The organism is Psychromicrobium xiongbiense, assembly GCF_030271165.1.
GTDB classification, from domain to species: Bacteria; Actinomycetota; Actinomycetes; order Actinomycetales; family Micrococcaceae; genus Renibacterium; species Renibacterium xiongbiense.
Map to the genome: position 1 here is coordinate 1 of NZ_JASSZH010000041.1, position 15,442 is coordinate 15,442.

Genomic DNA, 15,442 nt, shown 5'->3' on the forward strand with positions numbered 1-15,442 from the left:
CGTCTAAGCATTAACGACACGCGACACTAGCCGTGTGCGTTGGCGTAGACGGCCAAAGCGGCAATGGTGAGGGTGGAATACGTGAGTGCGGGGACTATGTAGACCATGGGTCGATCGAGGTTTCTCTTGGTGCCCCGACCATGACGCGTCCCTATGGCAAGTATGAGCGACAGATCGGACGCGATGAGGGGAATGGCTGGGGAGGCCATCCTGGTGAAGGTGAGTAGCGAAAGGGTGTCAGCCATCAACACTGCAATGATCAAAAAGCAAAACAACAAAAAGCCCGAGAGTCCAATTGCGACCAGCAGTACTGGCCATCTGGCTGGACGAGAGGTAACCTCCCAGTCCAGCAGAAAAGACAACGATAGAAGCGCTATTGCGATCACGAAAAGCGCCGCCAACCTGAGGGGTGACCAGAGTGTTTCCCCCAGCTCAAAGGAATATTGTTTCGTTCCGAACCAGCTAAAGAACGCGACATAGAGGGCCAACAGCGCGAGCGCCGCGGCGGGTGAAGCGAGCCGATTCATCATGCGATGAGGGTGAGTCACGGGCTGCTCCTCGGATGCTGGTGGGTGGTCATTGCCAGCCTTCCAAAGGCGCCGCCCAAAAGGATCAGACCGCGGGTGGGTTCTTGGTGGCCGTCTAGCGGCGCAGTGTCGGTGCGGTGAGCTGATGAGGTCTCCTCATCAGATGGGATGGTAGTCCAGCTTCCGGTGGGCGTTAGAGGGGACTTTTTCGCCCTCCGGGCACTGAACTACCATTCCGGCCGCTCAACGTCGAAAGGAGCGGTCCTTACCTTTCGATGAGCGTCAGCAGCACTGCTTCAGGACGGCAGGCGAAGCGGATGGGGGCGTAGCGGGAGGTGCCGATGCCGCCGGACACGTTGAGCGGGACGGTCTTGCCCTCGTTCTCCCAGTAGGTTAGGCCCTTGGCCCGCCAGGTGGGCAGATCGCAATTGCTGACCAGAGCACCGTACCCGGGCACACAGAGCTGGCCACCGTGGGTGTGGCCAGCCAGAATCAGATCCGCATCATCTGCAGTGAAGCGATCCAGCACCCGCTGATACGGCGCATGGGCCACCGCGATCCGCACATGCGGTGCCTCGTCCTGGGTGGATGATCCCGCAGGCCACCCTGCATAGCGCTCGCGCTTAAGATGCGGGTCATCCACGCCGGTGAAATCGAAGCGGATGCCGTGCAGCGCCAACGACTGATGACGATTGGTCAGGTCGATCCAGCCCCCTGCACCGAATCCGGCGTGCAGCCGTGCAGTGTCCAAGTGGACTGGGTTTTTATGCCGCGCAACTTTAGATGGCCCACGCAGATACACCGCGGGATTCTTGAATACGGGCGCGTAGTAGTCGTTCGACCCCGGCACAAAGACCCCGGGGAAGGCCATCAGCGGCTTTAGCGCCTCCAGCAACGGGTCGATGGCCCGCGGATGCGTGAGGTTGTCCCCGGTGTTCACCACCAGGTCCGGCTTCAGATCCGCCAGACTGCGTAGCCAGTCCCGCTTGCGACGTTGGCCCAGATCCAGGTGGATGTCCGAAAGGTGCAGCACCGTCATCGGGGCTGCACCTTTCGGCAACACCGCCACCGTCTCACGCCGCAGGGTGAACCAGTTCCGCTCAATCAGCGATCCGTACGCCACACAGGCGGCACCCGCCGCAGCAGTGACGGCTAGGCCAGCGGCCCAAGGGCGGAGCGTTGAGCGGTTGGGTGCAAAGGTCAAGGCTTGTTGCCCTGGTTGCCGTTCCCGTTGCCCTTGGAATCCCCGCCTGGAGGGTTCGATGCAGGTGGCGCCGATGCCCCACCTGAGGCGGGCGCGCTGGAGGTTCCAGAGGGCTTCGGCTGTACGGGTTGAGTGGTGAGGTTCGCCGGAACAGCAGGAAAGGCGCCCGGGCTGTAGCTCGAAGCGATGGTGTTCATGTACTGCGAGAACGCGGTACCTGCCACGTCTTTACCATCCAGCTGGGGGTAGGGGATGCCGTTGAAGCTGACATTCTGGTTGTTGTAGAAAATGTCATTCGTGTTTCCGGTGGGGTTTCCAAACCAGGATGCCGTGGTCAAGCCAGTGGTGGTCCCGACCACCCAGGTGTCCTGGTTGAAGTTTGAGGTACCTGTCTTGACGCCGATGTTGTAGGTCTGACGCACAGCGGGCTTGATAATGGATCCCGATCCAATGGGGTCGTTGAGTACCCGGGTCATGCCGAACAGCACTCCAGCAGCTACACCAGGTTGCACGGTCTGCTTGCAATTTCCGGATGGTACTGGCAAGTTCTTGCCCTGCTGATCGGTGACGGAGACCAAGGCATTCGGCTCACAGTGGATACCACCGCTGGCAAAAGTGGCGAACGCATTGGCCAAGGTCAACGGTGCGATCGAGTCATTGCCGAGAAGTTCTGAGGCCTGGGCGAAGTCAAGTGGTTCCTGGGCAGTATGGTCCGTGTTGAGTTTGCTCAACCCAACGGCCTGGGTCATCTTTTTGATATTGCAGAAATCCAGCTGGGCTGCGGTGGCGAAGGTAATGGTGTTGATAGAACCAGCGAGGCCCTGTACAACGCTCATGGGCTTGTAGAAGTTCGGCTCGTCGTTTTGAAGAGGGCCGCTCTCTCCCGCCTTGTATGTGCTCGAAGTAGTGCCGCAGCTATTGGTCCACTTGAAGTTGCTGCCGTAGTCCTGGCGAGAGCCATCCACCACGGCGTTCAAAGACTTGCCGGCATCCAGCCACGAAGCGAAGGTGAAGGGTTTCATGGTCGAGCCAGCCTGCATGGTGCCGAGACCACCCAGGTAATTCCCATTGGCATCGAACCTCGGCACGCTGAAGTTATACGCAGTCTGACCGTGGGCCGTCTGATTGGACATCTTGAAGTTCTGCGCCATGGCGACGACCTTGCCGGTACCTGGCTGAACACTAACGATCGCCGCACCGCGATTGAGCCTCTGAATATCATCCGGCGAACTGGTGGCATTGGCCTGGTCCTGAGCAACCTGCTGTGCCTTGGGGTCCAGGGTCGTCTTGATGGTGAGTCCGCCCTGGGTCAGCAGCGAAGCACGGGCCTCCGGGGTCGCGCCGTAGTCGGGATTGCTGAGGAAGAGATTCTTCACGTAATCACAGAAGAACTGTGCGGTGGGTGCCGCAATGCAACCATTCGCGCGCGGCACCACGTGAACCTGAATCGGGGTGGCCACGGCGGCATCGTGCTGGGCCTGGCTGATCTTCTTCTGATCCAGCATGTTGTTCAGCACCATGTCGCGGCGGCTCTTGGCTGCCTCCGGGTGTGCCACCGGGTCGTAAGCGCCGGGGCTGTTCACCACGCCGGCCAGCAGCGCTGCCTGCGGCAGAGTCAGGTCCTTGGCGTTGACCTGGAAGTACAGCTGAGAAGCTGCCTGAATGCCGAAGGCACCATTGGAGAAGTTCACAATGTTCAGGTAGCCCTTGAGGATGTCATCCTTGGAGTACTTCTTCTCCAGGGAGATGGCGAGCTTGATCTCACGGATCTTGTCACCCAGGGTCTTGTTGATACCCCAGGATGCCTGGTCTCCCTTGCCTTGGGCTTCCAGCGAGTAGTTCAGCACGTTGTTGACATACTGCTGGGTGATGGTGGAGGCACCCTGGCGGCTACCGCCCGCGGCAGCAACGATGCTGCGCAGAATGCCCTTGGGGTCCACGCCGCCATGCTCGTAGTAGCGGGCGTCCTCAATGGAGACGATGCCGTCCTTGATGAACTGGGACATCTGATCCAGCGGAACGGGCGTCCGGTTCTGGTCATAGAGGGAGGCGATGGTGGAGCCGTCCGAGGCCAGGATCGTCGTCACCTCCGGCGGATTGTCCACCTTGAGCTGATCAGGCAACTGGTCAAAAGCACTGATGGAGCTGCTTGCTGCGGTTCCCACTAGGGCTACCGTGGGCACCACCAGTCCAGCCACCAGAACGCCGCAGAGCACGCTGATCGCCAGGAAGCCCACCAGCTTTCCCAGGGTGGTGGCAGTATCCAGGAAGGGATTCTTACTTTGAGCCATTTCACCAGTCTACCGGGGAGCGATACGCTGAACCCATGACCGCCTGGGAATACGCCACCGTACCGCTCATTGTCCACGCCACGAAGCAGATTCTGGATCAGTGGGGAGCCGACGGCTGGGAACTGGTTCAGGTGGTCCCAGGCCCCAACGGAAACGGCCTGGTGGCGTACCTGAAGAGAGAGAAGAACTGACGTGAGCGAAAGCTCTGCTGTGGCCGCGGATCCGCGGATCTCCACCACCGAAAACTCTGTCATTGAAGCCCGGCTTGCTGAGCTGGGCCGCCCGTTGCCGCCCGTCGCCGCGCCGGTAGCCGCCTACGTGCCCGCCGTCGTCGCGGGTCATCAGATTTTCACCTCCGGCCAGCTACCCAGCGTTGCGGGCAAACTCACAGTGACCGGAAAGGTTGGCGCTGAGGTCACGGCGGAGCAGGCCAAGGAGGCCGCTGCGGTTGCTGTGGTCAACGCGCTGGCAGCTATTAAGAGCGTGATCGGTGACCTGGACCGGGTGACACGCGTGATCAAGGTGGTCGGGTTCGTCGCCTCCGTTCCGGAGTTCACCGGCCAGCCTGGTGTGATCAATGGTGCCTCGGAGCTGCTGGGCCAGGTCTTCGGTGAGGCTGGCATGCACGCGCGCTCCGCCGTCGGCGTGGCTGTGCTTCCCCTGGACGCGCCGGTGGAGGTCGAGTTGCTTGTTGAGTTCCACTAGCTCCAACCCTTCCTCAGCCGCTGGTGGTGGCGCCCTCAAACGGCGCTTCCAGCTCTGGCAAGATGAAGTGGATTCCGCCCACATCTGGGTCGAGCAGGGCGGCCGGACGCCAGCGAAGGCCCGCTACGCCTCCGCCATGGTCCTGTTGCGGGACAGTTCCCGTGGGCCAGAGACCTTCCTGACCTACCGGCGCAACTACTCGCCGCTGGGCACGGTGACCTTCCCCGGTGGCAGCCTGGAAGAGAACGACGACGCCGAGGTCGACTGGGTAGGCCCCTCACCCGCGCAATGGGCCAAGGCTCTGGGCCTGGAAGACGATGTTCTGGCCAGACGCCACGTGGTGGCAGCCATCCGGGAGACCTTTGAGGAAACCGGTGTGCTGCTGGCCGGATCCAACGCCAACACCGTGATCGATGTGACGCCCTCTGCTGAATGGACCCGCAAACGGCAAATGATGGCGGAGCAGGAGCTCGCGATGCCGGAGCTGCTGGCCAAGCGCGGGCTTGCCTTGCGCACCGACCTGCTGAAGCCGCTGCTCTACTGGATCAGCCCGGATTTTGCGCACCGGCGCTTCAAGACCCGTTATTTTGCCGCACCCGTGCCCTCGAACCAGACCGCTACACCGCTGGACCGTGTGGACGGGCAACACCGCTGGGCGGACTGGGTCTGCCCCTCCAGGCTAGTGGCAGAACGTGACACGACCGCCCTGGGTGACGCCGTCGGCGCCGGGAACACCGTGGGCCGCACACTGGGCGAGCTGGTCAGTTCAGGCTGCGACCTCATCCTGAACAAGATCGCTTCCTCCAGCGGCTGCATCGCCTACCTGAACCACAAGCGCCCGCTACTGGCTTATCAGCCGCATCTGGTGGTAGACGGCGATGAGTACTGGCTTGAGGTGGATGCCACCAACGCCAGCGATGCCTCCTGCCGCGAGCGCTGACGCTCCCACCGGTCGTGACGATCCTCACTGGGTAGCAACTACGCTGCTACCCAGTTGCGAAGAACCTTAGCGGCTGCGCTGGCGGAGGCGGTTGATGTCCAGGATGACCACGGCGCGGGCCTCAAGACGCAACCAGCCGCGCTGCACAAACTCGGCCAGGGCCTTGTTCACGGTTTCCCGGGACGCGCCCACCAGCTGAGCCAGCTCCTCCTGCGTGAGCTCGTGAGCCACCAGAATGCCGTCCGTGGCGGGGCGGCCGAATCGCTCGGAGAGATCGATCAGCGCCTTGGCCACGCGGCCGGGCACATCAGAGAAAACCAGGTCAGAGAGATTGTCGTTGGTCCGGCGCAGGCGGCGGGCCAGGGCCTGGAGCAACTGCAGGGACACCTCGGGGCGGCTCTGCAACAGGGCACGCAGGCTCTCATTGCGCAGACCGGCCAGACGGGTCTCCGACACCGCCGTGGCCGTAGCGGTACGCGCGCCCGGGTCGAAGAGCGCCATCTCACCAAACAACTCACCGGGGCCCAGAATGGCCAGCAGCGATTCACGCCCATCGGGTGCCGTGCGGCCCAGTTTCACCTTGCCGGACACAATGAAGTACAGCTGATCGCCCTGATCGCCCTCATGGAAAACCGACGCCCCACGGGAGAGGTCGACCTCCGTGAGCTCGTCGGTGAGCAACCGGAACGCTTCATCGTCCAGAGTGGCGAAAAGTGGCGCACGGCGCAAAACCTCGATGTCCATGAAATCTCCTGAGTAAGGGTTAAATGCTGTTCTGGGGCAATTGTTTCAGATATCCCCACAAAATGTGACGTAGTTGGCATGGCTGCGGCGGTTTCGACCAAAAATTCGCAGGAATCAGCGGTTTCAGCGTCTCAGTCTGACCCCACAGAGCCCGCTTAACCGCTCCCGGTACACTGAACGCTCGTAGGTTGGGATGACGTAAGGATGCACTGTGACCGGTTGGGGATGGCTAGATCTTCCGTTGATCCTGCTACTGGTGTGGCAGCTCTTCTACGGATGGCGGGCCGGGCTCGTGCTCAGTCTGTGCAGCGTCCTGGGCTTTGCCGCGGGTGCGGTGGCGGCCTTTTTCGCGGTGCCGCTGGTGAGCACCTGGGCGGGGGATTCCGGCTGGCGACTGACCGCCGTCGTGGGTTCTGCGCTGCTTCTGCTTTTCCTCGGCTACTGGCTGGGCTACTCCGTGGGGCAGGCACTGAACCGCAATGTCCGCTCGGAGCCGATCCGGGTGCTGAACCGTGCCCTGGGCGCGGTGGCCGCCGTCGTGATCACGGCACTGCTGATCTCACCCATCGCCTTCACCATCAGTTCTTTCGGTGTGGCCCCGATCTCTCAGGCGATCGGCCAGTCCGCGGTCATCCGGACCATCGACCAATGGACGCCTGCCCCCGTGCAGCAGGCCGTGGCACAGCTGCGCTCCACCGTGCTGCAGGGTGGGATCCCCCAGCTGCTCAACCCGCTCGGGCCCATCACGGGCCAGCAGCCGCCCGCTCACCAGTCGCCGACGCCGCAACTGACCCAGGCCGGGGCATCCGTTCTGCGGATCACCGGCACGGCCTTCCAATGCGGGCAGAACCAGACCGGATCCGGCTTTGTGACGGCACCCGGTCGCGTGGTCACGAACGCCCATGTGGTGGCCGGTGTCAGCCAGCCGGTGGTCGAGTTCGGTGGCGGAGCCCTCCCGGGGCGCGTGGTCTACTTCAACCCGCAGAAGGACCTGGCCGTCATCGCCGTCGATGGCCTCAACGTCGCGCCGCTTTCGCTGGGGCCGACTCTGGCGGCCGGCGCTGCCGCCGCTGTGGACGGCTATCCGCACGGCGGACCGTTCCAGTCCAAGCCGGCCACCGTGACGACCATGGGCACGGTCATGGTCCCGGATATTTACGGACAGAACCCGCAGCCGGAGGAGATCTACCAATTGGCCGCCGATGTGCAGCCGGGCAACTCCGGCGGGCCGCTGCTGGGCATGGACGGCACCGTCTCCGGCCTGGTCTTCGCCAAATCGGATTCCAACGACCCGGTGGGCTACGCCTTCTCACTCAAGGAAGTGACACCCGTGGTTCAGCAGGCTCCCGGGCTCAGCTCCCAGGTGTCCTCCGGGACATGCACTAAAAAGTAGTGATCAGCTGGCGTTCAGCCCCTTACTTCCTCAACCAGGCCAGCTGTTCGATGGCCAGCCGGTAGCCGTTCACCCCGGCACCGACGATGACGGCGCTCACCACGGGGGAGAGCAGCGAGTGGTGCCGGAATTCCTCCCGGGCGTGCACATTGGAGAGGTGAACCTCGATGGCGGGCACCGGCACCGCGGAGAGCGCGTCACGGAGCGCGACGGAGGTGTGCGTGTAGGCACCGGCGTTGATCACGATGCCGTCGCACCCCTCCCGGGCAGCATGGATGGCGTCGATCAGATCACCCTCATGGTTGGACTGGATGCACTCCACGGAGTAGCCCAGTTCATCGCCCACCCGCAGGCAGAGCTGTTCCACATCGTCCAGGGTCGCAGTGCCATAGATGGCTGGTTCCCGCAGGCCCAGAAGGTTCAGATTCGGACCATTGAGCACCAGAAGGTTACCTGCGGAAGTCATGAAATCAGTATGCCATCTGCCGTTGACCGGAGGCTTACCCAGTAGACGGCTACTGGGCCGCCGGGACGACTGTCAACCGCCGCATCACCGGCTTGAGGAAGTCCCTTGCTCCGCGGCTGAGGCCGTCATCGGTGATCAGATGATCGACTTCCTCGAAGGACGCCACCGCGGACACACCCCGCAGGTCCCATTTGCTGTGATCGGCCACCACCACCACGGTACGGGAGGCCGCCACCATGACCCGGTCCATCTCCGCCTCGAGCATATTGGGTGTGGTGAATCCGGCGTGAGCGTCCATCCCGTGCACCCCCAGGAAGAGCAGGTCCAAGTGGAGCCGGCGCATCGACTCGATCGCCATCGGGCCTACCAGAGCGTCGGAGGGGGTTCGCTGGCCACCGGTGAGCAGGATCGTACTCTCCGACTGCGCCGTGTAGAACACCTGGGCGATCTGCACTGAATTGCTGACCACGGTAAGGTTCTTCATCGAGCTCAGATGCCGGGCCAGCGTCCAGGTGGTAGTGCCAGCACTGAGCCCGATCGCCATGCCCTCCTCCACCAGCGCTGCCGCCGCAAGCGCAATGGCCTCTTTTTCGGCCTGGAACTGGGTGGATTTGGCCTCGAAGCCGGGCTCAAACATGCTGCGTTCCGGGATGGCTTTGGCCCCGCCGTGGATTTTCTGCAGAATCCCAGCCTCATGAAGCTGGTCGATATCGCGGCGCACGGTCATCACGGACACGCCCAGTTCCTCGGCCAGATCTGCCACCCGGGCAATCCGGTCCCGCTGAACGGCCTCGATGACGGCGACGCGTCGCGCTTCTGCGAGCAGAATTCACCCCTTGCTTGAGCCGAGGGTCAGGCCCGCGACGAACTGACGTTGGAGTGCCAAGTAAATGACAAGGGTCGGGATCACCGTGATGATGGCACCGGCCGCAATCAAATTGTAGTTGGAGAGGAACTGTCCCTGCAGATTGTTGATCCCCGCCGTGATGGGGAGCAGATCACCACTCTGGATCAGCAACAAGGGCCAGAAGTAGTCGTTGTAGATGAACACGACCTCCAGCGTGGCCAGAGCGGCCAGCGCCGGTCGGCACAGCGGCATGATGATGGACCAGTACTGGCGCCAGATGCCGGCTCCGTCGACCAGTGCGGCTTCGGTGAGATCCGAGGAGAGCGCCTTCATGTAGTTGCTCAGTACGAAGGTACAGAAGCCGATCTGGAAGGCCGAATTAACCGCGATCACTGACAGCGTGGTGTTGAGCATATTTCCCGAGGGGCTGATCGAATACGGCAGATCCACATGTTTGAACATTTCGAACAGCGGGGCCGCAAGCACCTGAGGAGGCAGCAGATTCCCGGCGGTGAACATGATGAGCAGGGTGAGGTTGAATTTCCAGCTGACTCGGCTGACTGCAAAGGCCATCATCGACGCCAGAAATAGTGTGATGATCACCGTGGGGATGGTGATCACGGCCGAATTCACCAGATACTTGAGCATTCCGCCCCGCGTCCAGGCATCCACAAAATTCTGCAGGTTGAAGTCCCCGCCGAAGCTGAAATATCCGAATTTGTCGGTGGAGGCTTTGGGACGGAGCGCCGTGAAGACGCTCCAGAGCAGGGGTACCAGCCAGATCACGGCCATCACCGCCAGGAACAGATGGGTGCCCCAGTGCTTCTTTCCGGGTTGTCTGATACGCGACGGAACTACCGCGGGGCGAGCCGCTGTGCTGGAGGTCATGCTCTCTCGTCCTTCCGGAAGGTGCGAATCAGGTACCAGACGATGGGCACCAGCGAGATGATCAGCAGAATGACGGCCAGAGCTGAGCCCACGCCGATCACCTGGCCTTCACCCACGAGATTCTGGATGACCAGGGCACTGAGCAACTCCAGTCCATTCCGACCCTTGTTGATCACGTACACCACGTCGAAGGCGCGGAGCGATTCGATAATCGTGATGACCACAATGATGATGTTGATCGGCTTCATGGCCGGGAAAATCACGCGGAAGAACGTCTGGCTGGTACTGGCACCGTCAAGCGCCGCAGCCTCCCGCAGGGTCGGGTCCACCCCTTTGAGGCCAGCTAAATAGAGGATCATGACGTAGCCAGCGTGACGCCAGGTAGCGGCCGCCAGCGCCGCCCAGATGTTCACTGAGGAGTCACCGAACCAGTCGACCGCCTGTGGGGTGCCTGCAGTACCCAGCAGGAAGTTCAGCAGCCCGTTGTCCTTGTTGTAGAACAGCTGCCAGATCACGCCGATCAGCGCCATGGACAGCATCACCGGGGTGAAAAAGATCCCCTGGTAGATCCGGCTGCCCTTGATCCTCTGGTCCAGCAACACGGCCAGCAGTAGTCCCAGAGGAGTGCCGATGATTCCCAGGAAGACCAGCCAGAGCACGTTATGGCCTACGGCGGGCCAGAAGGCCGGGTAGTCCTGGAAGATGTACTGGTAGTTGGCAACTCCTGCGGCCTTGATATCGCTGAGGTCCAGCCCGTTCCACCGGGCGAAGGAGAGGCCGATCGAGAGCAGGGTGGGGCCCCAGATCAGCAGGACCTGGATCAGGGTGGGGATGCCCACCATGATCGAGAGGATCACCACATCACGCTTGCTGAGCCGTCGCAGCCTCCGGTTTTTCCGGGGTGAGCCCTGCCGGGATGCCGCCGGTGCCGCCTGGGCGGCACCGGCGGCAGGAGTGCCAAGCACGTTACTGTTCGCCATCGAGGTCGGGACCCTTACTGTGCGGCGTAGAGCTGCTTGGCCTGGGCTTCCATGTTCTTCACGTCCACCGTGCCGTCCTTGAGGAAGGCCTGCAGCGCGGGAATCATGACGTTGCTGGCCATGGCGGGCAACGCATCGCGGTCAAAGAACTGTGAGATGTTCTTAGCATTGGCGATGGTATCCGCGCAGAGTTTGTTCAGCGGCGAAAACTTGGAGGTGTCCGCCCCCTTGACTGTGGGCAGGTTGGAGGTGTCCACCGAGTAGTAGGCGTTCTGGCCGTCAGCAGTGCCGATGAATTCCACAAAGTCCCGGGCTGCCTGGTTCTGGCCGCCCTTTTTGGACAGCAGAAGGCCGTCGATGGGCGCCTCCACCGAATCGCGGCCCTCCATGGCCATTTCGGGGAAGGGGAAGAAGGAGATGTCGGCCAGAATGGCTGGGTCGGTGAACTGCTGGGTCACAAAGGAGCCCAGCAGGTACATGCCCGTCTTTTTATCCCCGAGAGTCTTGGCGGCATCCTGCCAGGTGGCGCCCAGAGCGGCCGGATCCTGGAAAGGCAGCAGTGCCTTCCAGGAATCGAAGACATCACTGACCTTCTTCTGATCCCAGCTTTCCTTGTGAGCGCAGAGATCCATGTGGAACTGGAAACCGTTGAGACGCATGTTCAGGTAGTCGAAGGTGCCCATGGCGGGCCAACCGTCCTTGTCGGCAAAAGCGATCGGGATCAGGCCGTCCGCCTTCATCTTCGTGCAGAGGGCCTTCAGTGCATCGAAGGTGGTGGGCTCTGCGTAACCCTTCTGCTGCCAGACACTCTTACGGTAGAAGAAGCCCCAGGGGTAGTTGTAGTTCGGAACAAGATACTTCTTCCCGTCCTTGCCGGTGGACGCCTTTTTGAGCGCATCGGAAAAGTTCGCCCCGATCTTGTCCCAGACGTCATCGACCGGGGCGAGGAACCCCTTGTCCGCGTAGTACTGCATGCGGTACCCGGCAAACCAGGTGAAGGCATCGTCGGGGCTGCCCTGAAGGTAGGAGCTGATCTTTTCCTGGAAGTCGTTGTGAGGAACGACGTTCGCGGTGACCGTTTCGTTCTTCTTGGCCTTGAAGGCCGCCATCACAGCCTCATAGGCACGCTTGGGCACATCGTCCGAGGAACCCGAGCCGAAGGTCAGTGTGGTGCTGCTGCTTCCGCCCGAACCCCCGCCGCTTCCGCAAGCGGCCAGAGCGGGGACTCCGGCGAGAGCCACAGCTCCGAGTCCCAGACCTTTGAACAGGCTTCGACGATTGAAATCTTTGGTGCTGGATGTTCCAGTGGCGTTCACGATGTCCCCTTTGACGACGTCCGGTGTGAGTTGTGACACAAGACTAAGACAGAAAGGATCAAAAAGGAACAAGAAAACTCAAAGTATCCCAATCGTTAGCGATGCACCGATTCAGGCAGGATCAGATCCCCTCAGGCCCCCGGAATCAGGGTGTATTTGGTGGACAGGTATTCGTGGATGCCTTCCAGACCGCCCTCGCGGCCCAGCCCGGACTGTTTGATCCCACCAAACGGCGCCGCTGCGTTCGAGACAACCCCCACATTGAGCCCCATCATGCCGGTGGCCAGTCGCGCGATCATCCGGTGGCCCCGGGCCAGATCCTGGGTGAAAACGTAGCCCACCAGGCCGTACTCGGTGTCATTAGCCAGCTGGACGGCCTGTTCCTCGGTGGAGAACGGCACGATGGCGAGTACCGGGGCGAAGATCTCCTCGCGGAGAAGATCGGCATCGGCTGGCACCCGGTCCAGTACGGTCGCCTCGAAGAAGCTGCCCGGTCCTTCGATCGCCCGGCCACCGGTGAGCAGCCGGGCACCCTTGGCCACAGCGTCGTCGACCAGAGCGGCCGCCTTGTCCACGGCCCGCCCATCGATCAGCGGGCCGATCGTGACGCCGTCCTCGGTGCCGGGCCCGGTCCTGAACGCCTGAACCCGTTCGGTGACCCGGTGGGCGAATTCTCCGGCCACCGACTCGTGCACGATGAAGCGATTGGCTGCCGTACAGGCCTGGCCGATATTGCGGAACTTGGCCAGCAGGGCGCCGTCCACGGCCTGGTCCAGATCAGCATCCTCGAAGACGAGGAAGGGAGCATTGCCGCCGAGTTCCATTGAGGTGCGCAGCACGCCATCGGCCGCCTGTCGGAGCAGCGTTCGGCCCACCGGAGTGGATCCGGTGAAGCTGAGCTTACGCAGCCTCGGGTCTGCAATAATCGGTGCGGACACCTCGGCGGAACTGGAGGTGGTGATGACGTTCACGACGCCGGCCGGAACCCCCGCATCCTCCAGCAGCTGTGCAAACAACAGGGTGGTGAGCGGAGTCAGCTCCGCCGGTTTCACCACCACCGTGCAGCCGGCGGCGAGGGCCGGGGCGATCTTGCGGGTCGCCATCGCGAGTGGGAAGTTCCAGGGTGTCATCAAAAAACAGGGTCCCACGGGCCGTTGTGAGACGATCATGGTGCCGGTGCCCTCGGGATTCGGGCCGTAACGGCCGGCGATCCGCGGTGCTTCCTCGGAGAACCAGCGCAGGAATTCGCCGCCGTAGTTTACCTCGCCGTAGGCCTCGACCAGCGGCTTGCCCATCTCCAGGGTCATGGTGAGGGCAAAGGCGTCACGGCGCTCCTGGAGCAGATCGAAGGCCTTCCGCAGGATCTCGCCGCGGGAGCGGGCCGAGGTGGCGGCCCAGGCATCGGCGGCCGCCACGGCGGCATCGAGCGCAACCAGACCGTCGGCAGGGCTGGCATCAGCGATGGTGTGCAGCACTTCTCCGGTGGCCGGATTCATCACCTCGAGGTGCCGACCACTGCTCCCTTCGCGGAAGGCACCGTCGATGTACAAGCCGGTGGGCATGGTGGCGAGCAGCTCAGACTGGCTCAGCATGGAAGGCACCTTTCAGGAGTTTCGTAGAGCTTCGAGAACGACGTCGAGGCCTTCGGCCAGCAGATCTTCGCCAATGCTCAGTGGCGGCAGGAAGCGGATGACATTGCCGTAGGTTCCGGCGGTCAGGACGACGACGCCCTGCCGGTGAGCCTCCGCAGCAATCGCGCGCACCAGAGCGGCATCCGGCTCTCCGGTGGCCGGGTCGATGAACTCGATGGCCATCATGGCGCCGAGGCCACGGACATCGCCGATGCGCGGATCCCGGCTCTGCTCCGCCGTGAAACGTTCGGTGATGATCGTCTCGATGCGCCGGGCCCGGGCCGCCAGGTCCTCCCGCTCGTAGGTCTCCAGCGCGGCCAGGGCCGCAGCGCAGGCCACCGGATTGCCGCCGTAGGTGCCACCGAGGCCCCCCGCCACGGGCGAATCCATGATCTCGGCGCGTCCGGTGACGGCGGCCAGTGGCAGGCCTCCAGCGATCCCCTTGGCCATCGTGACGACATCGGGCACGATGCCGAACTGTTCCGAGGCGAACCAGCTGCCGGTCCGCGCGAAACCCGTCTGGACCTCATCGGCAATGAACACCACGTTGCTCTCCCGGCACCAGGCCACGAGGGTCTGCAGGAAACCGTCCGCGGGGACGATGAAGCCGCCTTCGCCCTGAATGGGTTCGATGATGACGGCGGCCAGGTTATGCGCACCCACCTGCTTCTCGATCGCCTGGATCGTCGCCCGAGCCCTGGCTGCGCCGTCGATCTCCCCGTCACGGAAGGGGTAGGAGGCAGCGAAACGGTAGACCTCGCCGGCGAAGGGACCGAAGCCGTCCTTGTACGGGAGGTTCTTCGCGGTCAGACCCATGGTGAGGTTGGTGCGACCGTGATAGGCGTGATCGAAGGCGACGACGGCAGCCTTCCCGGTGTGAGTGCGGGCTACCTTGATGGCGTTTTCCACTGCCTCCGCGCCGGAGTTGAACAGGGCCGTGCGCTTCTGGTGATCGCCAGGGGTCAGCGCATTGAGCTTCTCCGCGACGGCCACATAGCCCTCATAGGGGGTGACCATGAAGCAGGTGTGCGTGAACTGGGCTGCCTGACGCTGTATCGCCTCAACCACTCGCGGGGCGGCATTGCCCACACTGGTCACCGCGATGCCGGAACCCAGATCGATCAGTGAGTTCCCATCGACGTCGACCACGACGCCTCCGCCTGCAGCCACGGCATAGACCGGGAGCGTGGTGCTGATTGCGGCGGAGACGGCGGTTGCGGCACGCGCGGCCAATTCCTGAGAACGGGGACCCGGAATTGCGGTGATCAGGCGGCGCTCCTGGGGGAGCGAGGGGCCACCCACCGGAGTGAGGACAGGCGTTTCAACATCAGACATGGTTCTTGACCTTCCGCACACGCGCGTCGTTGCTCAGGTCTCTCATGCTTTGGGTTTCGGAGACCCCTTTCGACACTAGGCGAAGGCCTCGGCGATGTCACGCTCCGCGGAGGATCCCGCTGAGTGGTGGGGGGGGGGGGGGGCCCCCCGGGGCGTGGGGGGGGGGGGCACGACC

The 15,442-nt window shown here is 62.7% G+C and carries 15 protein-coding genes; 4 read left to right on the forward strand and 11 right to left on the reverse strand.

From position 1 onward, the window contains the following. Positions 1–26: 26 nt before the first annotated feature. The 3 genes from QQM37_RS13290 to QQM37_RS13300 all read right to left on the reverse strand — a co-directional run bounded on the left by QQM37_RS13290 (position 27) and on the right by QQM37_RS13300 (position 4,022). Positions 27–530, reverse strand: coding sequence for a hypothetical protein (locus QQM37_RS13290; RefSeq protein WP_285728099.1), 504 nt, complete (start codon positions 528–530; stop codon positions 27–29). 262 nt (positions 531–792) lie between these two features. Continuing rightward, positions 793–1,731, reverse strand: coding sequence for a metallophosphoesterase (locus tag QQM37_RS13295; RefSeq protein ID WP_285728100.1), 939 nt, complete (start codon positions 1,729–1,731; stop codon positions 793–795). Further along, complete coding sequence (locus QQM37_RS13300) at positions 1,728–4,022, reverse strand: transglycosylase domain-containing protein (protein ID WP_285728101.1); 2,295 nt, start codon at positions 4,020–4,022, stop codon at positions 1,728–1,730. Before QQM37_RS13300 ends, QQM37_RS13295 begins: the two co-directional genes overlap by 4 nt. A 35-nt stretch (positions 4,023–4,057) precedes the next feature. Here QQM37_RS13300 and QQM37_RS13305 point away from each other — a divergent pair, with 35 nt between their 5' ends. The 3 genes from QQM37_RS13305 to QQM37_RS13315 are packed head-to-tail and all read left to right on the forward strand — an operon-like array spanning position 4,058 to position 5,667. Beyond that, positions 4,058–4,213, forward strand: a complete 156-nt coding sequence (locus QQM37_RS13305; RefSeq protein WP_285728102.1) for a Sp36 family protein — start codon at positions 4,058–4,060, stop codon at positions 4,211–4,213. 1 nt (position 4,214) lies between these two features. Next, entirely contained in the window at positions 4,215–4,727 is a 513-nt protein-coding gene (locus QQM37_RS13310; protein WP_285728103.1) for a RidA family protein, read from the forward strand. Further along, complete coding sequence (locus QQM37_RS13315) at positions 4,714–5,667, forward strand: NUDIX hydrolase (protein WP_337250254.1); 954 nt, start codon at positions 4,714–4,716, stop codon at positions 5,665–5,667. The genes QQM37_RS13310 and QQM37_RS13315 overlap by 14 nt, the downstream gene beginning before the upstream one ends. Before the next feature lie 66 nt (positions 5,668–5,733). Here the strand turns inward: QQM37_RS13315 and QQM37_RS13320 are convergent, their stop codons facing one another. Continuing rightward, positions 5,734–6,411 carry a Crp/Fnr family transcriptional regulator gene (locus QQM37_RS13320; RefSeq protein ID WP_285728105.1) on the reverse strand — a complete coding sequence of 226 codons (678 nt, stop codon included), beginning with the start codon at positions 6,409–6,411 and terminating at the stop codon, positions 5,734–5,736. A gap of 211 nt (positions 6,412–6,622) precedes the next feature. On the opposite strand from QQM37_RS13320, the gene QQM37_RS13325 reads away from it, so the two are divergent. Continuing rightward, complete coding sequence (locus tag QQM37_RS13325; RefSeq protein ID WP_285728106.1) at positions 6,623–7,804, forward strand: MarP family serine protease; 1,182 nt, start codon at positions 6,623–6,625, stop codon at positions 7,802–7,804. Positions 7,805–7,826: 22 nt separating this feature from the next. On the opposite strand, the gene aroQ is transcribed toward QQM37_RS13325, so the two are convergent. The 7 genes from aroQ to gabT form a co-directional block, all read right to left on the reverse strand. After that, a complete protein-coding gene (gene aroQ, locus QQM37_RS13330) occupies positions 7,827–8,270 on the reverse strand; it encodes a type II 3-dehydroquinate dehydratase (RefSeq protein WP_285728107.1) in 444 nt (147 codons plus the stop codon). A 49-nt stretch (positions 8,271–8,319) separates the two neighbouring features. Further along, the gene (locus tag QQM37_RS13335) at positions 8,320–9,096 is read right to left on the reverse strand and encodes a DeoR/GlpR family DNA-binding transcription regulator (protein WP_285728113.1); all 777 of its coding nucleotides are present in this window, start codon (positions 9,094–9,096) and stop codon (positions 8,320–8,322) included. Between the two features lie 3 nt (positions 9,097–9,099). Further along, the gene (locus tag QQM37_RS13340; protein ID WP_285728108.1) at positions 9,100–10,005 is read right to left on the reverse strand and encodes a carbohydrate ABC transporter permease; all 906 of its coding nucleotides are present in this window, start codon (positions 10,003–10,005) and stop codon (positions 9,100–9,102) included. After that, on the reverse strand, positions 10,002–10,985 hold the full coding sequence (locus QQM37_RS13345; protein WP_285728109.1) for a carbohydrate ABC transporter permease: 984 nt from the start codon (positions 10,983–10,985) through the stop codon (positions 10,002–10,004). The genes QQM37_RS13340 and QQM37_RS13345 overlap by 4 nt, the downstream gene beginning before the upstream one ends. Before the next feature lie 14 nt (positions 10,986–10,999). Next, positions 11,000–12,301, reverse strand: a complete 1,302-nt coding sequence (locus tag QQM37_RS13350) for an ABC transporter substrate-binding protein (RefSeq protein ID WP_285728110.1) — start codon at positions 12,299–12,301, stop codon at positions 11,000–11,002. Positions 12,302–12,432: 131 nt separating this feature from the next. Then, a complete protein-coding gene (locus tag QQM37_RS13355; RefSeq protein WP_285728111.1) occupies positions 12,433–13,893 on the reverse strand; it encodes an NAD-dependent succinate-semialdehyde dehydrogenase in 1,461 nt (486 codons plus the stop codon). A gap of 12 nt (positions 13,894–13,905) precedes the next feature. Then, positions 13,906–15,267 (reverse strand): 4-aminobutyrate--2-oxoglutarate transaminase, encoded by a 1,362-nt coding sequence (gabT, locus tag QQM37_RS13360; protein ID WP_285728112.1) that lies wholly within the window; start codon positions 15,265–15,267, stop codon positions 13,906–13,908. Positions 15,268–15,442: the final 175 nt, after the last annotated feature.